We start from the raw sequence: 18417 nt of genomic DNA on the forward strand, positions 1-18417 counted from the left end.
GGGGTGGCCGGCGCGGTCGGGACGGCGGGGGCCGGCCGGCAGCGGCCCGGCGACGACGGCCCACCGCGGTCCACCGATCCAACCGGCGCCCGCGCCCTGCCACCGGTACCCTCGCCCGAGGCCGGGCGGCAGGGGGCGGGGGCGGCCCGGGTCAGCCCAGCTGGTCCTGCCAGTCGGCCGGCACGCGTCCCGCGGGTCCGGGAACGGGCTGGTCGGCCGGATGGCTGTGCGGCGGAGCGAGCCGCGGCCCCGTCTCGTACAGGGTCGACGTGTCGTAGTCCCAGAACCAGTCCTCGCCGGGTTCGAAGCTCTGGATGAACGGGTGGCCGCTCGTGCGGGCGTGGGCGGTGGCGTGCTTGGAGGGGGAGTCGTCGCAGCAGCCGATGTGACCGCAGCCCGCGCAGCGCCGCAGGTGGAACCACCAGCCGCCGGTGGCTTCGCACTCCACGCAGCCGGTGCCGCTGGGCGGGACGTCGGGGTCGATGCCGTTGGAAGTCGTCACTGTCTCTCCACGGGGTGTGGGGCAGGGGGAAGGGGGAGCGGGGCGGCGGCCGGTCGTACGGCGAAAGGCGGCCGGCCGGTGGGCTGACCGCCTTTCCCCGCGCACGGTACTGCTCCGTGCGCGCCGGCCTGCGGTCAGCTGGTGTGCAGGGCGGTGTGCAGCGTGCGGGCCGCCAGGGTGATGGCGAGTTCCGCGCCGTGGGTCTCACGCAGGGCGTTGAGCATCACGAAGTCGTGGATGACGCCTTCGACGCGGACGGCGGTGACGGCGACGCCGGCCTGGCGCAGCTTGGACGCGTACGCCTCGCCCTCGTCGCGCAGCACGTCCGCCTCGGCGGTGATGACCAGGGCCTGGGGCAGGCCGGCGAGCTGCTCGGTGGTGGCACGCAGCGGGGAGGCGGTGATCTGGGCGCGCTCGGACTCGTCGGTGGTGTACTGGTCCCAGAACCACTGCATGCCGTCGCGGCGCAGGAAGTAGCCCTCCGCGAACTGGTGGTAGGAGCCGGTCTCGAAGCTCGCGTCCGTGACCGGGTAGAACAGCACCTGCTGCACCAGGGAGACGTCACCGCGCTCCTTGGCCATCAGCGTCAGCGCCGCGGCCATGTTGCCGCCGACCGAGTCACCGGCCACGGCGAGGCGGGACGCGTCCAGGCCCTTGCCGGCGCCGTCCTTCACGATCCACCGGGCGACCGCGTAGTTCTGCTCGATGGCGACCGGGTAGCGGACCTCGGGGGAGAGGTCGTACTCGGGGAAGACCACGGCCGCGTTGGCGCCGACGGCGAGCTCGCGGACCAGGCGGTCGTGGGTGTGGGCGTTGCCGAACACCCAGCCGGCGCCGTGGATGTAGAGGATGACGGGCAACGTGCCCCCGGCCCCGGCCGGCTTGACGATCCGGGCCCGCACCGAGCCGGTCGGCCCGCCCTCGACGGTGATCCACTCGTCGTCCACCGCGGGCTTGGCGATGTCGCCGGACTGCACCTCGTCGACCGTCTTGCGGCCCTCGACCGGGCCCAGGTCGGCCAGGTACGGCGGCTTGCCGGTCGCCTCGGCGAACGCCGCCGCGGCGGGCTCCAGCACCGGCTGCACCGGCTCGTACACGTAAGACATTGCACACTCCTGAGACGTCGTGGATGTGCCGGTGGTCCCGGCGCGGCCATGCCCACCGGATGCGGGATCCACTGGACTGCGGCCACGCTATGGCCGCTGCCGGGCCACCTCTTGCGTGCGTGCGCACGGACTCTGACCACCCCGCGCACAATCAGGAGTGCGGGCGGGCCGGGTGGCGGCTGGCACCAGGGGGCTCGGTGCCGGCCGGACCGCCGGACGGCATCCGGGCGCCGCCGTGCACTCCCGGTGCCCCGGCCGTGCACCGACCGGCACGTCCTCGGCGGCCGTGCGCCTGGCGTTCGCCGCACGGGCGCGCACCGGCGCGCAGGGACTCGTGGCAGTGCGTCCCGCCGGCGACGCCACGGCGCGGAGGGAGCCCGGATGCCCGCGGTCCGCGACGCACCGCCCCTGGAAGCGGACGGTGGCAGGGGTCCGGGCGTCCAAGCCGCTACGGCGGGCGGCCGGTGCAGGGCCGCGGTGCCTCGGTCGACCGGGGCCTGGGCAGGCGGTTCCCGGAAGCGGTGCGGGAGTCCTGCCCGAGCGGCCACCCGCCACATGACGGCACCCCCCGGTGCGCAATACTCTCCCGATGAGTCCACGCACTGCCCCGGTCAGCCGGCCGATCACCATACGAAGGGCCGTCGCGCGGGATGCCAAGCGGCTCACGCGGCTCGTGCGCGGCTCAGGCGCCTACCAGGGTATGTACGCAGCCGCCGTCGCGGGCTACCGGGTCGGCCCCGATTACATCGAGGCCCACCGCACGTTCGTGGCCGTCGGGGCCGACGAGCATGCAGGCCGGGTCCTCGGGTTCTACTCGCTCGTCCTCGCTCCACCGGAACTCGACCTGCTGTTCGTCGCCGACGAAGCGCAAGGACGGGGTATCGGACGACTGCTCGTCGCGCACATGCAGTCCGAGGCCCGGGCCGCCGGGCTGGACCGTGTCAAGGTCGTGTCGCATCGTCCCGCCGAGGACTTCTACCACCGCGCAGGTGCGGTGCGGACCGGGACCGTGTTCGCGAACCCGCCCGCCGTGCCGTGGGACCGTCCCGAATTCGAGTTCCGCATTCCTCCGCAGTGACGCGACACCGGTTCGCAGGGCACCGGACGATCGTGCCGGGGGCCGGCTGGCCACCGGCAGCACGCAGTGCCTCCGTCGCACGCGCGGTCCCGGGAAGTGGGGACCGCCATTCGAGTGAGCGTCCTTGCTGGTGTACCTGTGGCAGAAGCAGACGCGCACTCCATGGAGAAAAACTGTCATGGCTGCGGTAGACATTGGCCCGTAGCGGGGTTACTGTTTTCGTCGTACGCAGGAAGTCGAAGAGGGCACGGCAGACACGAACTGCCGTGCGAGCAGGTCAAGCAGGACACGGCCCCACGGGGGCCGCGAGCAGTACCCGCGGTATCCAGCTGTACAACCGAGTAATCGAAGGTAAGGAGCCGAACGCCATCAGGATCGCCCGGGCGAGGAAGCAGTCCGCCCGGGTACCGCAAGACCCCGGATTGGAAGGTGGTCCCCGGTCACGCATCCGCGATCCCCGCAGTCCCGTCCTTCCAGGCGGAACGTGCGGACACAGAAGGCCGGCGCAGTCGGCCGGTAGATGGTGTTGAAAGCTCGGGGCCCGGGTGCCATGTGGCATCCGGGCCCCCCGACGCGTCCCTGGAAGAAGAGGTCTATGCCCCCTGCCAGTTCCCGTCCCATCGTCCCCCTCGACGATGACGACTACCCCGCCTACACGATGGGCCGGGCCGCCGAGATGCTCGGCACCACCCCCGCCTTCCTCCGCGCCCTCGGCGAACACCGTCTGATCACCCCGCTGCGCTCCGAAGGCGGCCACCGCCGCTACTCCCGTTACCAACTGCGCATCGCCGCTCGCGCCCGCGAACTCGTCGACCAGGGCACCGCGATAGAGGCCGCCTGCCGCATCGTCATCCTCGAAGACCAGCTCGCAGAGGCCCAGCGCATCAACGAGCAACTGCGCGCCGAAGGCGGCTAGCCGCCGGCGGACGAGGCGGCCGGGAAACCCCACCGCAAGTCACCGGGTGCGGACGGGCGGGCCCGGGGAGAAGGAGCGGTGAGGGCGAAGAGGTCCAGCTCGCGGCCAACCTCCCCCTTCGGCGTGGCAGCCCGCGCCGCCTGCCGTCCCTCGATGGAGAGGCCGGCGCTGAAGCGTCAGTTGCCGAGGGCTTGGGGGAGCGTCTCCCGGCAGTCGATGAGGGTGTCGACGCCGACGATGTTCAGGGTGCGCAGCACGGACTCGCCGGGTGCGGCCAGGCGCAGCCAGCCGTCGGCTTCGCGGAGAGCGAGGTGAGCGGCGATGAGGATGTTGATGCCGCTGGAGTCTATGAAGGTGACCTGGTGCAGGTCGACCACGACGCGGGGGCGGGGGGTACGGAAGGCGTCCAGGGCCTGGCGGAGTGCGTCGCCGGTGTGGTGGTCGATCTCTCCGGCCACGGTCACTACGCGGATGCCGTCGACGGTCGTGGACACGACCGACAGTCGGTCCGGCGGCTCAGCGGGTCCGGTATGGGTCATCTCTGCCTCAGCCATATAGGTGATCCTGGCATATTCACGCCGTCGTACGCAGTGCCGCCCGGAATGGTACGGGCGGAGTCTTTGTGTGGCACAGTCAACAAGGCGGGCAAGGCGTGAACCTCGGTTGCGGGGGTACGCGCGGGGCGTTGTGAACGGGGAACGAATGGCGGCTGTGATGGAGTCAGGCCCGGCCGGGGAGGACGACACCGCGCCTGACGCCCGTGTCCTGCAGACCGCCGTGGCGCTGGAGGGGGACGGCGCCTGCATCGCCCGGGCTCGCCATCTGGCCGCAGGTTTCCTCGCCCGTGCCCGGAGCGGGCAAGGCGTACCGGTCTCGCAGCGTGCCGTGGACCTCACCCAGCTCGTGGTCAGCGAACTGGTCACCAACGCCCGCAAGTACGCGCCCGGACCCGTACTGATGGAACTGCGGATCATGGGCGACGTGGTGGAGGTCGTCGTGTGGGACTCCGACCCGGTCCTGCCGGTGGCGCGTGCCTCGGACGCCGGCCGCGTAGGGCAGCACGGCCTGGAGATCGTGATGGCCGTCGCGCAGGGCGTGGAAGCCCGGCGCGAACCGGTCGGGAAACGCGTCACCGCCCGTATTGCCCTCGCTGACGTCCCCGGCCTGGCGGGCATCCGCGACGAACCCTAGGAATGCGGCCGGCCACCGCAGCCCCGCCGGCGTTCGTCATCGCGGCCGTCCCGGCTGCCACCGCTCGCTCCCGGCGGCAGCCCGGACCGGGTGAGCGGACCCGCGGCGGGCGGTCGCTGACCGGATGGCGTGGGCGAAATGCCATGCGCTCGGAGCGTGCCGCTGTGAGGCGACCGGCAAGGGGCGACCGGACTCCTCGGCGGCCTGGGCGAGACGTCGGCGCAGGCCGGCCATGGTGACGTCCAGAGTCCTGCCGGGGCCGAACCAGTTCTCGTCCCAGTCCGACATCGCCGTCCGCGCCCACCGCGCACCCGACGGCGTACGCATCGACGACGCACGGCGGAGCGGGCCCGGGGCTGCCGCCGGCGCGACGTCTGGCCCGCTCCGCCGGCGGCGAGGTGACGTACGAGCCCGGACACGCTCCGGGGCACGGTTCGCGGTCAGCCTGCCTGCCGGGTGACCACGCCGCACTCGACGCTACCGGAGCATCACCTCGTGATGTCGCGCTGGACGTCCTTGCGGGAGACGGCCAGGTAGCCGACGAAGCCGAGGATCGCCACCGTCCAGGACACCGTGACCGGCCCCAGGCCCAGGTCGAGTCCGCCCCTGCCGTGGCCGACGGCCATCCAGTCGGCGACAGAGGCGCCGAGCGGGCGGGTGATGACGTACGCGGCCCAGAACGCGGCGACCGCGTTCAGGCTCCCCCACCGGTGGGCGACAGCCGGGACGGCGATCGCGGCGGCGTACAGGACCGCGGAACCCAGGTAACCGAGGCCGATCGAGGCGGTGAGGTCGCCCGCGGCGGTGCCCAGCGCGAACGTGGCCAGCACGGCGGCCCAGTAGAAGCTCTCGCGGCGCCGGGTGTGGATGCTGTGGATGGACAGGGTGCGCTCCGCGCGGTACCAGAGGGCGAAGACGGCGGCCAGCGCGGCCATGAAGAACGGAGTCGACAGCGTGTACGGCACGCCAAGGCCGACGTGCAGGACGTCGGCGGCCATGGTGCCGAACACGCTGACCATGACGATCGCCGTCCAGTAGACCCAGGCCACGTACCGACGGACGGCGAACTGCACCGCCAGAGCGGCCACCAGGGCGATGCCGCCGAGGCCGACAGCGGGGATCGGGCCGAGCAGGTGGGCCAAGAAGTCGGACGCCGTCTCGCCCATCCCGGTGGTCAGCACCTTGATGATCCAGAAGTAGACAGTCACCTCCGGCACTTTGCTCGCCGCGTGACGGATGTGGCCCGAGGGCCGGTAGTGAGTGAGGTGATCAGTCGACATGGCAGGCACCATGACATGGCGCCTGGCACTCGCCCCAGACCCCTTTGCCAGAGTTTTGGCGCTTCCAGTACGGGAGTTGCCCGAGGCTCAGCCGAACCTGAAAGCAACCTGAACACAGAGACCGATGCACTGGTCAGGAGCGTGCGGCCAGTGATATCGGCTGCTTCCGGCATCGGACTCTTCGTCCACTCACGACCGGCGCTGACGGACGGCCTTGCCGCCAGCGGTCGGCGAGCGGCCGTACGTCGGCGGCGGCGGCGAGGCGTGTCGAGCGCTCGGATCCCGCAGGCAATGGATCATCCTGCGCCGCTCTCCGGGTACCGTCAGGGGTATGAGTCATCCACACCCCGAACTGAAAGCCGCCCCACCCCTTCCCGAAGGAGGGCTGCGGGTCATCGCCCTGGGCGGCCTGGGTGAGATCGGCCGCAACATGACCGTCTTCGAGCACGCGGGCAAGCTGCTCGTCGTCGACTGCGGCGTCCTGTTCCCCGAGGAGACCCAGCCCGGCGTGGACGTGATCCTGCCGGACTTCACCTCGATCCGGGACCGGCTGGACGACATCGTGGCCGTGGTACTCACCCACGGCCACGAGGACCACATCGGCGGCGTGCCGTACCTGCTGCGCGAGCGCTCCGACATCCCCGTCGTCGGGTCCAAGCTGACGCTGGCGTTCCTGGAGGCCAAGCTCAAGGAACACGGCATCCGGCCGCGCACGGTGCGGGTGCGGGAGGGCGACCGGCGTGGCTTCGGGCCCTTCGACTGCGAGTTCGTGGCGGTCAACCACTCCATCCCCGACAGCCTCGCGGTCGCGATCCGCACCCGGGCCGGGCTGGTGCTGCACACCGGCGACTTCAAGATGGACCAGTTCCCCCTCGACGACCGCATCACCGATCTGCGCGCCTTCGCCCGTCTCGGCGAGGAGGGCGTGGACCTGTTCCTCACCGACTCCACCAACGCCGAAGTACCCGGCTTCACCACCTCCGAGCGTGAGCTGAACCCGGCGATCGAGCAGGTGATGCGCACCGCGCCGCGCCGGGTGATCGTCTCCAGCTTCGCCAGCCACGTGCACCGCATCCAGCAGGTCCTGGACGCCGCCCACCAGCACGGCCGCAAGGTCGCCTTCGTCGGCCGGTCGATGGTCCGCAACATGGGCATCGCCCGTGACCTGGGCTATCTGAAGGTCCCCTCCGGTCTGGTCGTGAGCACGAAGGAGCTGGAGAAGCTCCCGGACCACAAGGTCACCCTGGTGTGCACCGGCTCCCAGGGCGAACCGATGGCCGCGCTGTCACGGATGGCCAACCGCGACCACGTGATCCGTATCGGCAAGGGCGACACCGTCCTGCTCGCCAGCTCCCTCATCCCCGGCAACGAGAACGCCATCTACCGGGTGATCAACGGACTCACCCGGTGGGGCGCCCACGTGGTCCACAAGGGCAACGCCAAGGTGCACGTCTCCGGGCACGCCAGCGCCGGCGAACTCGTCTACTGCTACAACATCGTCAAGCCCCGCAACGTCATGCCCGTGCACGGCGAGTGGCGCCACCTGCGGGCCAACGGCGACCTCGCCATCCGTACCGGTGTCGACCCCGAACGGGTGGTCATCGCCGAGGACGGCGTCGTCGTCGACCTCGTCGACGGGCGCGCGTCCATCACCGGCAAGGTCCCCGCCGGCAACGTCTACGTGGACGGCATGGAAGTCGGCGGCGCCACCGAAGCGTCCCTCAAGGACCGCCTCACCCTCGCCTCCGAAGGCGTGCTCACGGTGGTGGCGATCGTCGACGCGGACACCGGCGCCCTCGCCGAGGCCCCCGACTTCCTGGCCCGCGGCTTCGTGCACGACGACTCCACCTTCGAGCCGGTCATCCCCGTCATCGAGAAGACTCTGGCCACCGCGGCCGAGGAAGGCGTCGGGGACGCGCGCCAACTCGAACAGCTCCTCGCCCGCGCCGTGGCGAACTGGGCGTTCCGCGCCCACCGCCGCAAGCCCCTCATCATCCCCGTCATCATCGACGCCTGAGCCACAGCCCGGCGGCACTGTCGCGTTCCGGCCGCGGGGCCGCCGGCATCGAGGCCGGGCACGGGGGTCGGCAGCCACCCCGGCAGTCCGGGGTGGCAAGGCCCTTCACATGAGTGCCGACGGGCTGCGCGGGACGGGGCGGGGCGGGCGGCGACCGGCCAAGAGATCGTTCGGCTGTCCGACGCCGTGGACCTCGTGGACGATCCGGGCGCTCTCGGCCCGGATCCGCGGCGTGCCCGAGCCGGCGTGCCAGGTCCGGACCGGCGCACACGCAGTGAAGGCCCGGTGGAAACCGGGCCTTCACGTTTCAGTAGCGGGGACAGGATTTGAACCTGCGACCTCTGGGTTATGAGCCCAGCGAGCTACCGAGCTGCTCCACCCCGCGTCGGTACGGTGAACTGTACGGCACCGATCGGCATACGCCCAATCGACGTTCGCCTGCGCTCGGAGCGGGCCCGATCGCTCATGACCGGCCGACACGGCCGCGGCCCGCCGATGTGTGCCGAGGAAGCGCGGTTCTCCGCGCCGCCTCGGCACACTGAGCCCGCCCGGCCGGGGGGCCGGCCGGGCGCTGTGCGGTCTGTCAGCCCATGTCCGTCAGGAGGGCGTTCAGTTCCTTCTCCTGCTGCGCAGGCGACATCGGCGGGTTCGAGTGGTCGATGCCGAACGTCTTGAGCATCTTGTCCATCTGAGCGTCGATGGAGGTCCAGCCGGTCTGGTCCAGCGGCTGCAGCGACGCCTGGTCGGCGTCCCACAGGTCACGCAGCTTCTGGGCGGCCGCGTGGGCCCCGGTCGCGTTTCCCGAGCGCGCGTCCTTGAGCGAGGTGGAGGCGAGGGTCTTCAGCGCGGCGACCTTGGCGGGCGGGAACTTCTTCACCGCCTGGCCGGGAGCCATCCGGACGGCGGAGGTGTTGTCCTCCTCCGGCGCCGGGCCGACGTGCGGCTGGCCGTGGGCCCAGACCAGCAAGCCCGCGGTGGCGACGGCGAGCAGTCCGAAGCCGGCCAGCGCGACGCGCTCCTTGCGAGGGTCGCCGGTGGTGTGTGCGGCGAGGGCGGCCTCGTGGGTCTCGGTCACATCCGGGCGCGTGACCGTCAGGTAGACCACCGTCGCCAGGATCAGGCCGAGGAAGATCAAGCTGGTGGTGAACGTGCCCAGGGCGAGACCGGTGGGGTCGCCGGGGTTCTCGGCGACCTTGGGGGAGGCGAGCCAGTCGCCGATGTTGGCGCCCAGCGGGCGGGTCAGGATGTAGGCGAGCCAGAAGGACAGCACCGGGTTGGCGCCGAACCTCCACAGCAGCGTGATCGCCGCGATGAGGCCGAGCGGCAGCAGGACCGAGACTCCCGGGCTCCAGCCGGTGAGCTCGAGGGTCCAGTCGCCGGTCGCGGTGCCGAGCGCGAAGGTGACGAGAACGGCGAGCCAGTAGAACGACTCCCGCGGAAGCGTGGTGACCGAGTGGATCGAGAGGGTGCGCTCGCGCAGCCACCACACGCCGAAGACCACGGCGAGCAGTACCGAGAAGACCGCGGAACTGATCCACAGCGGCACATTGAGCTGGTCGGTCAGGATGTCGGTGTACAGGGTGCCGGTGACGCTGACAACGACCACGGTCAGCCAGTAGGGGAACGGGACGTACCGCTTCAGCCGCAGCTGGACGGCCAGGACCACCACGAAGACCGCGGTGAAGATCCAGGCCGTGTTCACCAGGCCGACGCCCAGCTTCATGTTGATCCAGTCGGCGAAGCTCTCACCGACGGTCGTGCACAGGATCTTGATCACCCAGAACCAGACGGTGACCTCGGGAACCTTGTTGAACATGAGACGCCCGCTGCGCGTGCGTGCTTCCGTTGTCGTTGTCATGCGGGGAGGTTGGCGCGGGGAATCTGCACATAACCTGACTACGTGGTCGCACGTGCGGCCGGGAGGGTCACCTCGACGTGACCGCGGCCGTCCGCGATCGCGCGGACCTCCACACCGGCCGAGGCGGCGATGCGCCGGACCACCGGCAGCCCCAGCCCGTACCCGCCGCCGCCGGTCACCCCCGCTTCGAAGACCCGGTCGACGTCCGCGGCCTCGATTCCGGGGCCGTCGTCCAGGACATCGACCACGATGGCCTCGCCCTGGTCGCGGGCGGTGATCCACACCCGGGACTTCGCGTGCCGCAGGCCGTTGTCCAGCAGAGGCGACAGCAGCGCCACGGCGACGTCGGCCGCCACGGCGACCTCGATCCTCGCGGAGAAGGCGACCTCGACCGCGCGGCCGGCGATCGCCTGCCGTGCGGCGGAGCGCAGGTCGCACCGGGTCCCCTTGTCCGTCCGTGCGCGCGCGGCGCGCAGAAGCGTCGTGATCGCCGTATCGAGGCGGTCGGCCTCGCTCAGCACCGCCTCCGTCGGCACCGGCTCGCCGGAAAGCTGCGCCAGCTGCGCCTCGGCCCGCAGGACCGTGAGCGGTGTCCGCAATTCGTGGGCGATCTCATCGGTCAGCCGGCGCTCGTCCGCCAGCGCGTTGTCGACGCGCTCCAGGAGATGGTCCAGGGTCCGCCCCAGTTCCCCGAACTCGTCGCGGGGGACGCCGAGGTTAAAGCGGCGCCCGGGTTCGTGCCGGCCCCAGTCGTCGGCGAGGGCGGCCATCTCGTGGACGACCCGCAGCGCGCGGCGCACCACGAGGTGTGCGACACCGCCGGCGAGGAGGACCGTGAGGCCGCCCAGTATCAGGGACAAGGTCAGGCTGCGCTGCTCGGAGGTCTCGTAGGGAGTGAGGTCGACCCGGACGATCACCATGACGTGGTGGCCGTGGCTCGGGACCTTCCGCGCGTACAGGAGGTAATCGCCGACCGACGCGGTCTGCGAGCGCCCTGTGTCCGCCAGCTCCTCGACGCGACCGACCAGGCTCGGCGGTACGTCTCCGTCGATCAGCCGGCCGTCTGCATACACCCAGGCGACCTCGTCCAGCGCCTCGCTGCCGTTCTCCGTCAGCACGACACGGCCGCCTTTCGCGGTGACGTTCCCCGCGACCGCCTCGGCGCGCGTACGTGCCAGATCGTGCGCGTCGGCGTCCGTCACCCGGCTCAGCAGCACGTGCGAGACGACGACCAGGATCGCGACCACGGCGGTGGCGATCAGCACGGTGAGCGCGACGACCCGCTTACGGAATCCCGTCACTGCCATCGGTAGCCCACGCCGCGGACGGTTGCCAGCCGCTCGGCTACACCCAGCGGACCGAGTTTGGCCCGCAGCCGGCGCACATAGGAGTCGAGGGTGTTGTCGTTGACCTGAGCACCGTGCGGCCAGCCGGCAGCGATGAGGGCGTGACGCCGTACCGCGTCGCCCTGCGAGGCGATCAGGCGGCCCAGCAGCCGGAACTCGGTCGGGGTCAGGCTCATGCTCACCGCATCGTGGGTCACCACGTGCTTCGCCGGATCGAGGACGACCTCGCGCGGTGCGGGCGCCACGGTGGCCCGGCGCAGCAGCGCCCGGACGCGGACCAGCAGTTCCGGGATGTCGAAGGGTTTGGTCATGTAGTCGTCGGCGCCGGCCTCGAAGCCGCCGACCTTGTGATGCAGGCCGTCCAGGGCGGTGAGCATCAGCACCGGCGCGTCGACGCCGCGGGCCCGCAGGGCCAGGCAGACGTCGCGGCCGTCGGCGTCCGGGAGCCCGAGATCCAGAACGACCAGATGGGGCGCCGGTGAGAGCTGCCGCAGGAGGCTGTCGGCCGTGGCGGCGACGGAGACGGTGTGCCCGTCGTGCTCCAGGGCGCGCTTGAGGACGCCGCGTACCGCCGCGTCGTCTTCGCACACCATGATGAGAGCCACGGGCCGACCCTAGATACTCCCGGCCCGGTTCTCCATCTTCCCAGGTCAACCGCCTGACGGTCCGGAGCGGGCCGCTGGTGGCGCACGCCCCTGCCCTGAAGCCCCGACGGTCGGGCGCGAGGGCCGAGCCCGCGGCAGCGGTGTTCGCGGGCGGACCGCAATGGGTCGCACGGGCTCGGTGCAGGAGTACGTCGTCGGCGTCTCGATCCACGGGTGGGCAGCGGACCGCGATGGTGGCTTCGGGTCCCGCCCTCCCGAGCTCATCAGCGGACGGCCACCATCGGCTGCGGTCCACCGAGATGGCGGCCGTCACCGACGGTGAACTGCGCGCTCCCCTCCGTGCCGCGCTGAAGCCCTGACCGGGGACCCGGCCTTGCACGAATGCACAGCAGGAGGCCCCTGGACGGCCCGGCCTCCTTCCGCGCTCGCGGTTCCCCGCGCCCCGCCCGTTCCCCGGGACGTCCCCGGTGTCCCACGGGACGTGGGAACGGCATTCTGACAGCTCGTCACGGAAACGCTGGCTGTCGTGATCACGGTGCGTGGTCACGAGAACGACAGCCGGAGGTTTCCATGATCCGACGGACCCTGCAGAGCGGCCTGCTGGCCGCGGTCGCGGTGCTCGCCATCCTGCCCACGGCGGCCGGTGCCGCCCCGGCGGGCGGCACCGCCCCGTACCCCACGCCCGCGGCCGGCGTGCGGCACACCCTCCCCTCGCTGCTGCCCGCTCCGACCCGGCACCAGTCGGCGAAGCACCGCACCGCCCGCCATCACCGCAGCGTCCACCGCGTGCACTGCAAGCATCACGCCGGGCGCCGCCTCCACTCGGCGCACCGCACCCACCGGCTCCACCGCGTCATCGTGCAGACCGCGTCGTACCGGCGTGGCATCCCCGCCGTGGGCCGTGTGGTCACGCACCGCCTCACGCTGAACGTCCGCTCCGGTCCGGGCACCGGTTACCGGGTGGTCGGCCACCGGCACCACCACCGGCTCGTGGCCCTCACCTGCAAGCGCCACGGCACCGGGGTGTTCGGCAACCACACGTGGTACCGGCTGTCCCACCACAGGGGCTATGTCTCCGCCCGTTACGTCAGGGTCGGCGCCACGCTCCCGTGGTGCTGACGGTCCCCCACCGCCGTACCCCCTGAACCACCGCCCACCCCGACCGTCGAGGCCTGTTCGAGGATCACGCATCCCCGAACAGGCCTTCGGCGCGCTCATGTGCCTCACCCTCGTCACACCTCACTGAGTGTTGCAACCGCCTTCCCCTCGGGAAGCCATTCCGGCATCAAGGGCGAAGCGCCCATAGTGGAAGAGGAGCCGAGGGACGCACCATGCCCCACCCCGAAAAACCGACCGCGCCCGACGAACCGTTGCTGGTCAGACTGCGGGAACTGAAGGACGGTACGGGGCTGAGCCTGGCGGCGCTGGCAGCGCGCACCCCGTACAGCAAGTCCGCCTGGCACCGCTACCTGACCGGTGTTCAGCGGCCACCGCGGCCGGCCGTGGAGGCGCTCACCCGGCTGGCCGGCGTCGATCCCGACGCGGTACTGGCCCTGTGGGAGGCCACCGCGCACACCGCCGGCGGGCCGTCGCCCGCGAGCATCCCGGACGGGATCGGACCCCGGCGCTCGGGCGGGCGGCGGTGGCTGCCCCTGTGTGTGCTCGCGCTGGCGGGGGTGACGGCCGTGGTGGGCGCCGCCGTCGCCGCGCACGACCGGAGCGGTCCGACCGGTACGCCGGCCGTGATGGCGGTCCCGCACTGCCACAGGCCGTTCTGCCGGGGCCAGTCGCCCGACGCGACGGCCTGCGCACGCGACGCGCGGACCACCAGCACCGTCACCGACCCCGCCTACACCGTCCGGCTGCGCTACTCCCCGGCCTGCGGTACCGCCTGGTCGGAGGTGCGGGTGCGCTCCCCGCACGCCCGCGAGGTCTCGGTACGCGCGGGCCGGGACGTCCTCTCCACGACCTACCCGGCCGACGACACCACCGGCTACACGAGCCCGATGCTCTCCGTACGCTCCCCCCGGGGCGTCGAGGCCTGCGCGGAGGTGGCCGAACAACTGGCCTGCACCGGCATGGACGTACAGGATCCGGACGAGGGCTGATCCCCTGCCCGGGAGCGGGCGACGGTCCGCCCGCCGGGCCGTTGGCCGGGACCGCCCGAGTACGGCAGGAGCGGTGAGCGGGTAGTCGTCGGCGCCGAAGAAGCGGACCGGGGCGCCGAGGGTGGCGGCGGCCCACTCCGCCTCCTCGCGGCGTACCGCCGTGATCTCCGCCGGCGTCCTGCCCTCGCGCCACGCCTTGGCGGACTCGCCGCGCTCGCCGAAGGCCAGGCAGGCGGTGGTGGCCTTTCGCCCCGGCAGGCGGCCAGGGATCGCTTCGCCCGCCGGCCGCTGGGGAGGTCGGACCCGCTCGATGCGCAGGCCGCCGCGCGGGCCGTGCTCAGCAGTCGTGCCCGGGCCTGGGCCAAGTCCGGCGACGATCCGGCACAGCGCCCGGATCCGCAAGCTCGCCAAGGACGCCGCGGTCAGGGCCCGTACCCAGGCGAGCGCACCCAGGACTATGACGAGAGCCGGATCAAGGAGGGCAAGACCCGGCGCGAAATCGTTCCAGGGGGACGGCGGTCCCGGCGGGGCGGCGGCGCGGACGACGTGGGGCATGCACGGGGCCGGCCACTGATGGCCGGCGGACCGGTGGCCGTCGACCTGGTGACGACCGACCTGACCATCGGCGGGGGCACTTTCGGCCTACCGCCGTGATTTCTGGACGCGGTGCCGGAGTGGCCGCCGTGCTGCTGGCGCTGACCCCGGCGATCTGCCTACTCGGCTCATCCGCATAGAGGCCGAGTCAACCGCCGGTCGAGTGCGTGACGGTGAAATCGACGTCATGGAGGCCCATGGCGCATGGCTGGCCGTTGTCGTACGGGCAGCGCCGATGTGACTTGCCATCTCACCACTGTCGGGAGCTCATTACCGTGTCGGTTTACCTGGTCGGTTCGCGAGCAAGTAATTTGGCCAGAATTCAGGTCCGAGAATACTTGGCCCCTCTCCTCGTTGGATTCCCGCACATTACGTTCAGGCATCGGGTCATTCTCGAAGGCGGCGACAGGGACAGGAAGTCCCGGATATCCGATGTATCTGCGGTCTGCGGCGGCAATGCCTTCAGCTCCGCGCAGGAGGCGGCGCTGAGCAGGGGGGACGTGGACGTCGTCATTCACTCCCTGAAAGACCTGCCGACGGCGAACCCGCCTGGCCTGACACTGTTGCCGCCGCCTGGTCGTGAGGACGTGCGGGACGCACTGTGCGGGGCCACACTGTCCGGATTGCGAAAAGGTGCGCGGGTGGGAACCGGCGCCCCTCGGCGCATCGCTCAGCTCCTGGCCGTGCGCCCGGACTTGGATGTGGTCCCCATCCGGGGGAATGTGCCGCCTCGGTTGAAGAAGATCGAGACCGAGGGCCTTGATGCCGTGGTCCTGGCTGCCGCGGGGCTTCGCCGCCTGGGGCTCGAAGACGCGATCAGTGAACTGCTGCCCCTCGATCTCTTCCCGCCTTCGCCCGGCCAGGGCGCCCTCGGAATTCAGGTACGGGAAGGCAGTGCTGAACTCGAGGGAATCCTGTCCACTGTGGGCGACGCCACTGTCGACGGCGAGGTGCGGGCGGAGAGGGCCTTGCTCGCCGAGCTGCACAGCGGGTGCAGTGTGCCCGTGGGCGCGTACGCGCAGACCGGGTCGGACGGCTCCCTGTCGCTCTTCGCTCAGGTCACGTCGCTCGACGGCACCCGACGTGTCGCAGGCAGCCGCGTCGACACGGCCGGTGAGCCGGAGAAACTCGGTGCGGCGCTGGCCGAGGAGCTGATCGACCGGGGTGCGCGCGCCATCCTCGACAGCATTCGGGGCGGAACCGGCCGTTAGTACCGGGGGTCGTATCAGGTGCTGCGTCCGCGGCGTTTCCCTGTGGCTGGTGCGGGCCCGGTGCTGTCGTCGACGGTGCCGGGCCGACCGGTGCAGGGTGTGCTCGACGGGTGAGGGCCGGCGGCCGGTGGGACGGGTGTCAGGCTCCGCTCCGGCCGGCCTCGGCATCGTGACGAGTCCACCAGGCGGTGCACGTCCCGCTGAAGGGTCTCGGGGTCCGCTTGCGGGAGAGGGGAAGCGCCGGGAGGTGTGACGTCGCCGAGTCGAAGGGACCGTCACGGGCGGAGCGGGACTCCTCCCGACTCCCCTCCCGTTCGAGCGAGCGTCGACGGCCCTGCGACCGGGTGGCTGCCATTCTCGTCGGTACCGACACGGCGACCGGAAGGAGCGGCAGGTGACCTTGGAGCGAGACGGGACGCGACGCGTGGCGGGAGCGTTCGCCATCGGTGTGGAGGACCGCGCCATGAAGCACCTCCACGGGGAGCAAACGGCCCCTGCGGTGTCCGAACGGGGACAAGGGGCCCGGCCCCAGTGCGTCGGCCGGCCGCCGCTCAGCGCGTTCGGGCAACCCGGTGAACCAGGGCGCGAGTCGGAAGGCCGGCGGCTGTGAACCTCCTCATCACCGGCGGCGCCGGTTTCATCGGCTCCCACTATGTCCGCAGCCTCCTCGCCGGTGCGTACCCCGGGCACGAGGAAACCCGGCTGACCGTGGTGGACAAGCTCACCTATTCAGGCACGCTCACCAGCCTTCCGCACGGGCACCCGCGACTGACGTTCGTGCAGGGTGACATCTGCGACCGTGATCTGCTCATGGACGTCGTGCCGGGACACGACGCGGTCGTGCACTTCGCCGCCGAATCGCACGTGGACCGGTCGATAGCCGGATCCACGCCTTTCATCACGACCAATGTGGTCGGCACACACACCCTTCTCGAGTGCTGTCGGCGCACCGGCGTGGAACGCTTCGTGCACGTCTCGACCGACGAGGTCTACGGGTCGGTCGAGGAGGGCTCGTGGACCGAGTCGGCCCCGCTGGAGCCCAATTCGCCCTATGGAGCGTCGAAGGCCGCGTCCGATCTGATCGTCCGGGCATTCCACCGTACGTACGGCCTGTGGACCACCGTCACCAGGTGCAGCAACAACTACGGCCCCTACCAGTTCCCCGAGAAGATCATCCCGCTCTTCGTCACCCGTCTGCTCGACGGCGGGAAGGTGCCGTTGTACGGCGACGGCACGCACGTGCGCGAGTGGCTGCATGTCGACGACCACTGCCGTGCGATCCAGCTCGTGCTGGAGTCGGGCCGGGCCGGGCGGACGTACAACGTCGGCGGCGGTACGGAGCTGACCAATCGGGAGCTGACCCGGAGGGTGCTCGCCGAACTCGACGCGGGCTGGGACCGGGTGGAGCACGTCCAGGACCGCCCGGGACATGACCGGCGCTACTCGCTGGACGCCTCGCGTATCCGCGAGGAACTCGGCTTCGAACCCCGGATCACCTTCGCACGCGGGCTGGCCGACACCATCCGCTGGTACCGCGGAAACCGGGCATGGTGGGAGCCGCTCGCCCGCCGCGCCATCGCGTTCGGCACCCCTGTCGGCTGACGGGTCCGGGACCCGCCGCGCTCGACACCACACCCGCGATCACGGCCGCAGGCCGCCTGACGGGCCCGCCCGGTACCGGTACGGGCCCGACGGCCGTCGGCTCACCCCAGTTCGGAGGCGATGGCCATGACGTACTTGCCGTAGTCCGAGGAGGCCATCCGGGCGCCCAACCGGTGGCAGGTGCCGGCGTCGATGAAGCCCATGCGCAACGCTATCTCCTCGATGCAGGCGATCCGCACCCCCTGGCGCTCCTCGAGCGTACGGACGTACTGACCGGCCTGGAGCAGTGATTCAGGCGTTCCGGTGTCCAGCCAGGCGAATCCCCGGCCCAGGTCCACGAGACGGGCCCGGCCCCGCTCCAGGTAGACGCGGTTCACATCGGTGATCTCCAGTTCGCCGCGTGCCGACGGCCTCAGGTTCTTCGCGATGTCGACCACGTCGTTGTCGTACAGATAGAGGCCGGTGATCGCACGGTTGGAGCGGGGGCGCAGCGGTTTCTCCTCGATGGAGATGAGATCGCCGTTGGCGTCGCTCTCTCCCACGCCGTACCGCTTGGGGTCGTTGACCGGATAGCCGAACAGCACGCACCCGCGGACGCTCCTGGCGTTCTCCGTCAGCGTCTCGGAGAAGTTGGTGCCGTGGAAGATGTTGTCACCGAGGATCAGTGCCACCGGACCGTCCCCGATGTGTTCGGCACCGATGAGGATCGCGTCCGCGATGCCGCGCGGCGCGTGCTGCTCCGCGTAGGTGATGCGCAGTCCGAGGTGGGAACCGTCACCCAGGAGCGCTTGGAACCTCGATGTGTCGGAGGGGTTCGTGATGGTGAGGATGTCCCGGACGCCCGCGAGCATGAGCACCGACAGCGGATAGTAGATCATCGGCTTGTCACCCACGGGGAGGAGCTGCTTCGAAGTGCCGATGGTGATCGGGTGCAGACGGGTCCCGGTCCCGCCGGCGAGGATGATGCCCTTCATACGCGCGTGCCCCTTCGGAATCGCGTTGG

General features: G+C 71.1%; 16 protein-coding genes, 1 tRNA gene and 1 pseudogene. 8 read left to right on the forward strand and 10 right to left on the reverse strand.

The window, feature by feature from the left end; all coding sequences use genetic code 11:
* Positions 1-151: 151 nt before the first annotated feature.
* Both ACZ5DC_RS02520 and ACZ5DC_RS02525 read right to left on the reverse strand, forming a co-directional pair.
* On the reverse strand, positions 152-502 hold the full coding sequence (locus tag ACZ5DC_RS02520) for a UBP-type zinc finger domain-containing protein (RefSeq protein WP_468648608.1): 351 nt from the start codon (positions 500-502) through the stop codon (positions 152-154).
* Positions 503-636: 134 nt separating this feature from the next.
* Positions 637-1608: an alpha/beta hydrolase gene (locus ACZ5DC_RS02525; protein ID WP_468648610.1), complete on the reverse strand. Its 972-nt coding sequence runs from the start codon at positions 1606-1608 to the stop codon at positions 637-639.
* Between the two features lie 589 nt (positions 1609-2197).
* Here ACZ5DC_RS02525 and ACZ5DC_RS02530 point away from each other — a divergent pair.
* Together ACZ5DC_RS02530 and ACZ5DC_RS02535 are read left to right on the forward strand one after the other, a co-directional pair.
* Complete coding sequence (locus tag ACZ5DC_RS02530) at positions 2198-2686, forward strand: GNAT family N-acetyltransferase (RefSeq protein WP_468648612.1); 489 nt, start codon at positions 2198-2200, stop codon at positions 2684-2686.
* A gap of 595 nt (positions 2687-3281) precedes the next feature.
* On the forward strand, positions 3282-3602 hold the full coding sequence (locus ACZ5DC_RS02535; protein ID WP_366752589.1) for a MerR family transcriptional regulator: 321 nt from the start codon (positions 3282-3284) through the stop codon (positions 3600-3602).
* 176 nt (positions 3603-3778) lie between these two features.
* Here ACZ5DC_RS02535 and ACZ5DC_RS02540 read toward each other — a convergent pair whose 3' ends face one another.
* Positions 3779-4156, reverse strand: coding sequence for an STAS domain-containing protein (locus ACZ5DC_RS02540; protein ID WP_468648614.1), 378 nt, complete (start codon positions 4154-4156; stop codon positions 3779-3781).
* A gap of 160 nt (positions 4157-4316) precedes the next feature.
* Between ACZ5DC_RS02540 and ACZ5DC_RS02545 the strand changes: the two genes are divergently transcribed.
* Positions 4317-4793 (forward strand): ATP-binding protein, encoded by a 477-nt coding sequence (locus ACZ5DC_RS02545; protein WP_468648616.1) that lies wholly within the window; start codon positions 4317-4319, stop codon positions 4791-4793.
* A 488-nt stretch (positions 4794-5281) separates the two neighbouring features.
* On the opposite strand, the gene ACZ5DC_RS02550 is transcribed toward ACZ5DC_RS02545, so the two are convergent.
* Positions 5282-6073 carry a COG4705 family protein gene (locus tag ACZ5DC_RS02550; RefSeq protein ID WP_468648617.1) on the reverse strand — a complete coding sequence of 264 codons (792 nt, stop codon included), beginning with the start codon at positions 6071-6073 and terminating at the stop codon, positions 5282-5284.
* 331 nt (positions 6074-6404) lie between these two features.
* Here ACZ5DC_RS02550 and ACZ5DC_RS02555 point away from each other — a divergent pair, with 331 nt between their 5' ends.
* On the forward strand, positions 6405-8090 hold the full coding sequence (locus ACZ5DC_RS02555; RefSeq protein ID WP_468648618.1) for a ribonuclease J: 1686 nt from the start codon (positions 6405-6407) through the stop codon (positions 8088-8090).
* A 311-nt stretch (positions 8091-8401) separates the two neighbouring features.
* Here ACZ5DC_RS02555 and ACZ5DC_RS02560 read toward each other — a convergent pair.
* The 4 genes from ACZ5DC_RS02560 to ACZ5DC_RS02575 all read right to left on the reverse strand — a co-directional run bounded on the left by ACZ5DC_RS02560 (position 8402) and on the right by ACZ5DC_RS02575 (position 11899).
* Positions 8402-8475 (reverse strand) — tRNA-Met (locus ACZ5DC_RS02560).
* A gap of 198 nt (positions 8476-8673) precedes the next feature.
* Positions 8674-9948, reverse strand: a complete 1275-nt coding sequence (locus ACZ5DC_RS02565; RefSeq protein WP_468648619.1) for a COG4705 family protein — start codon at positions 9946-9948, stop codon at positions 8674-8676.
* 38 nt (positions 9949-9986) lie between these two features.
* Positions 9987-11255: an ATP-binding protein gene (locus tag ACZ5DC_RS02570; protein ID WP_468648620.1), complete on the reverse strand. Its 1269-nt coding sequence runs from the start codon at positions 11253-11255 to the stop codon at positions 9987-9989.
* Complete coding sequence (locus tag ACZ5DC_RS02575) at positions 11246-11899, reverse strand: response regulator transcription factor (RefSeq protein WP_468648622.1); 654 nt, start codon at positions 11897-11899, stop codon at positions 11246-11248. Before ACZ5DC_RS02575 ends, ACZ5DC_RS02570 begins: the two co-directional genes overlap by 10 nt.
* A 570-nt stretch (positions 11900-12469) precedes the next feature.
* Here ACZ5DC_RS02575 and ACZ5DC_RS02580 point away from each other — a divergent pair.
* Complete coding sequence (locus ACZ5DC_RS02580; RefSeq protein ID WP_468648624.1) at positions 12470-13018, forward strand: hypothetical protein; 549 nt, start codon at positions 12470-12472, stop codon at positions 13016-13018.
* Between the two features lie 212 nt (positions 13019-13230).
* Positions 13231-14007: an XRE family transcriptional regulator gene (locus tag ACZ5DC_RS02585; protein WP_468648626.1), complete on the forward strand. Its 777-nt coding sequence runs from the start codon at positions 13231-13233 to the stop codon at positions 14005-14007.
* Positions 14008-14064: 57 nt separating this feature from the next.
* On the opposite strand, the pseudogene ACZ5DC_RS02590 reads toward ACZ5DC_RS02585, so the two are convergent.
* A pseudogene (locus ACZ5DC_RS02590) lies at positions 14065-14259 on the reverse strand (PIG-L family deacetylase); the annotation flags it as partial.
* Between the two features lie 539 nt (positions 14260-14798).
* On the opposite strand from ACZ5DC_RS02590, the gene hemC reads away from it, so the two are divergent.
* Complete coding sequence (gene hemC, locus ACZ5DC_RS02595) at positions 14799-15812, forward strand: hydroxymethylbilane synthase (RefSeq protein WP_468648628.1); 1014 nt, start codon at positions 14799-14801, stop codon at positions 15810-15812.
* Positions 15813-16418: 606 nt separating this feature from the next.
* Entirely contained in the window at positions 16419-17414 is a 996-nt protein-coding gene (gene rfbB / locus ACZ5DC_RS02600; protein ID WP_468648630.1) for a dTDP-glucose 4,6-dehydratase, read from the forward strand.
* A gap of 101 nt (positions 17415-17515) precedes the next feature.
* Here rfbB and rfbA read toward each other — a convergent pair whose 3' ends face one another.
* Entirely contained in the window at positions 17516-18388 is an 873-nt protein-coding gene (rfbA, locus tag ACZ5DC_RS02605) for a glucose-1-phosphate thymidylyltransferase RfbA (RefSeq protein WP_468648632.1), read from the reverse strand.
* Between the last annotated feature and the right edge of the window lie 29 nt (positions 18389-18417).

Source organism: Streptomyces sp. NPDC031445 (assembly GCF_055581365.1).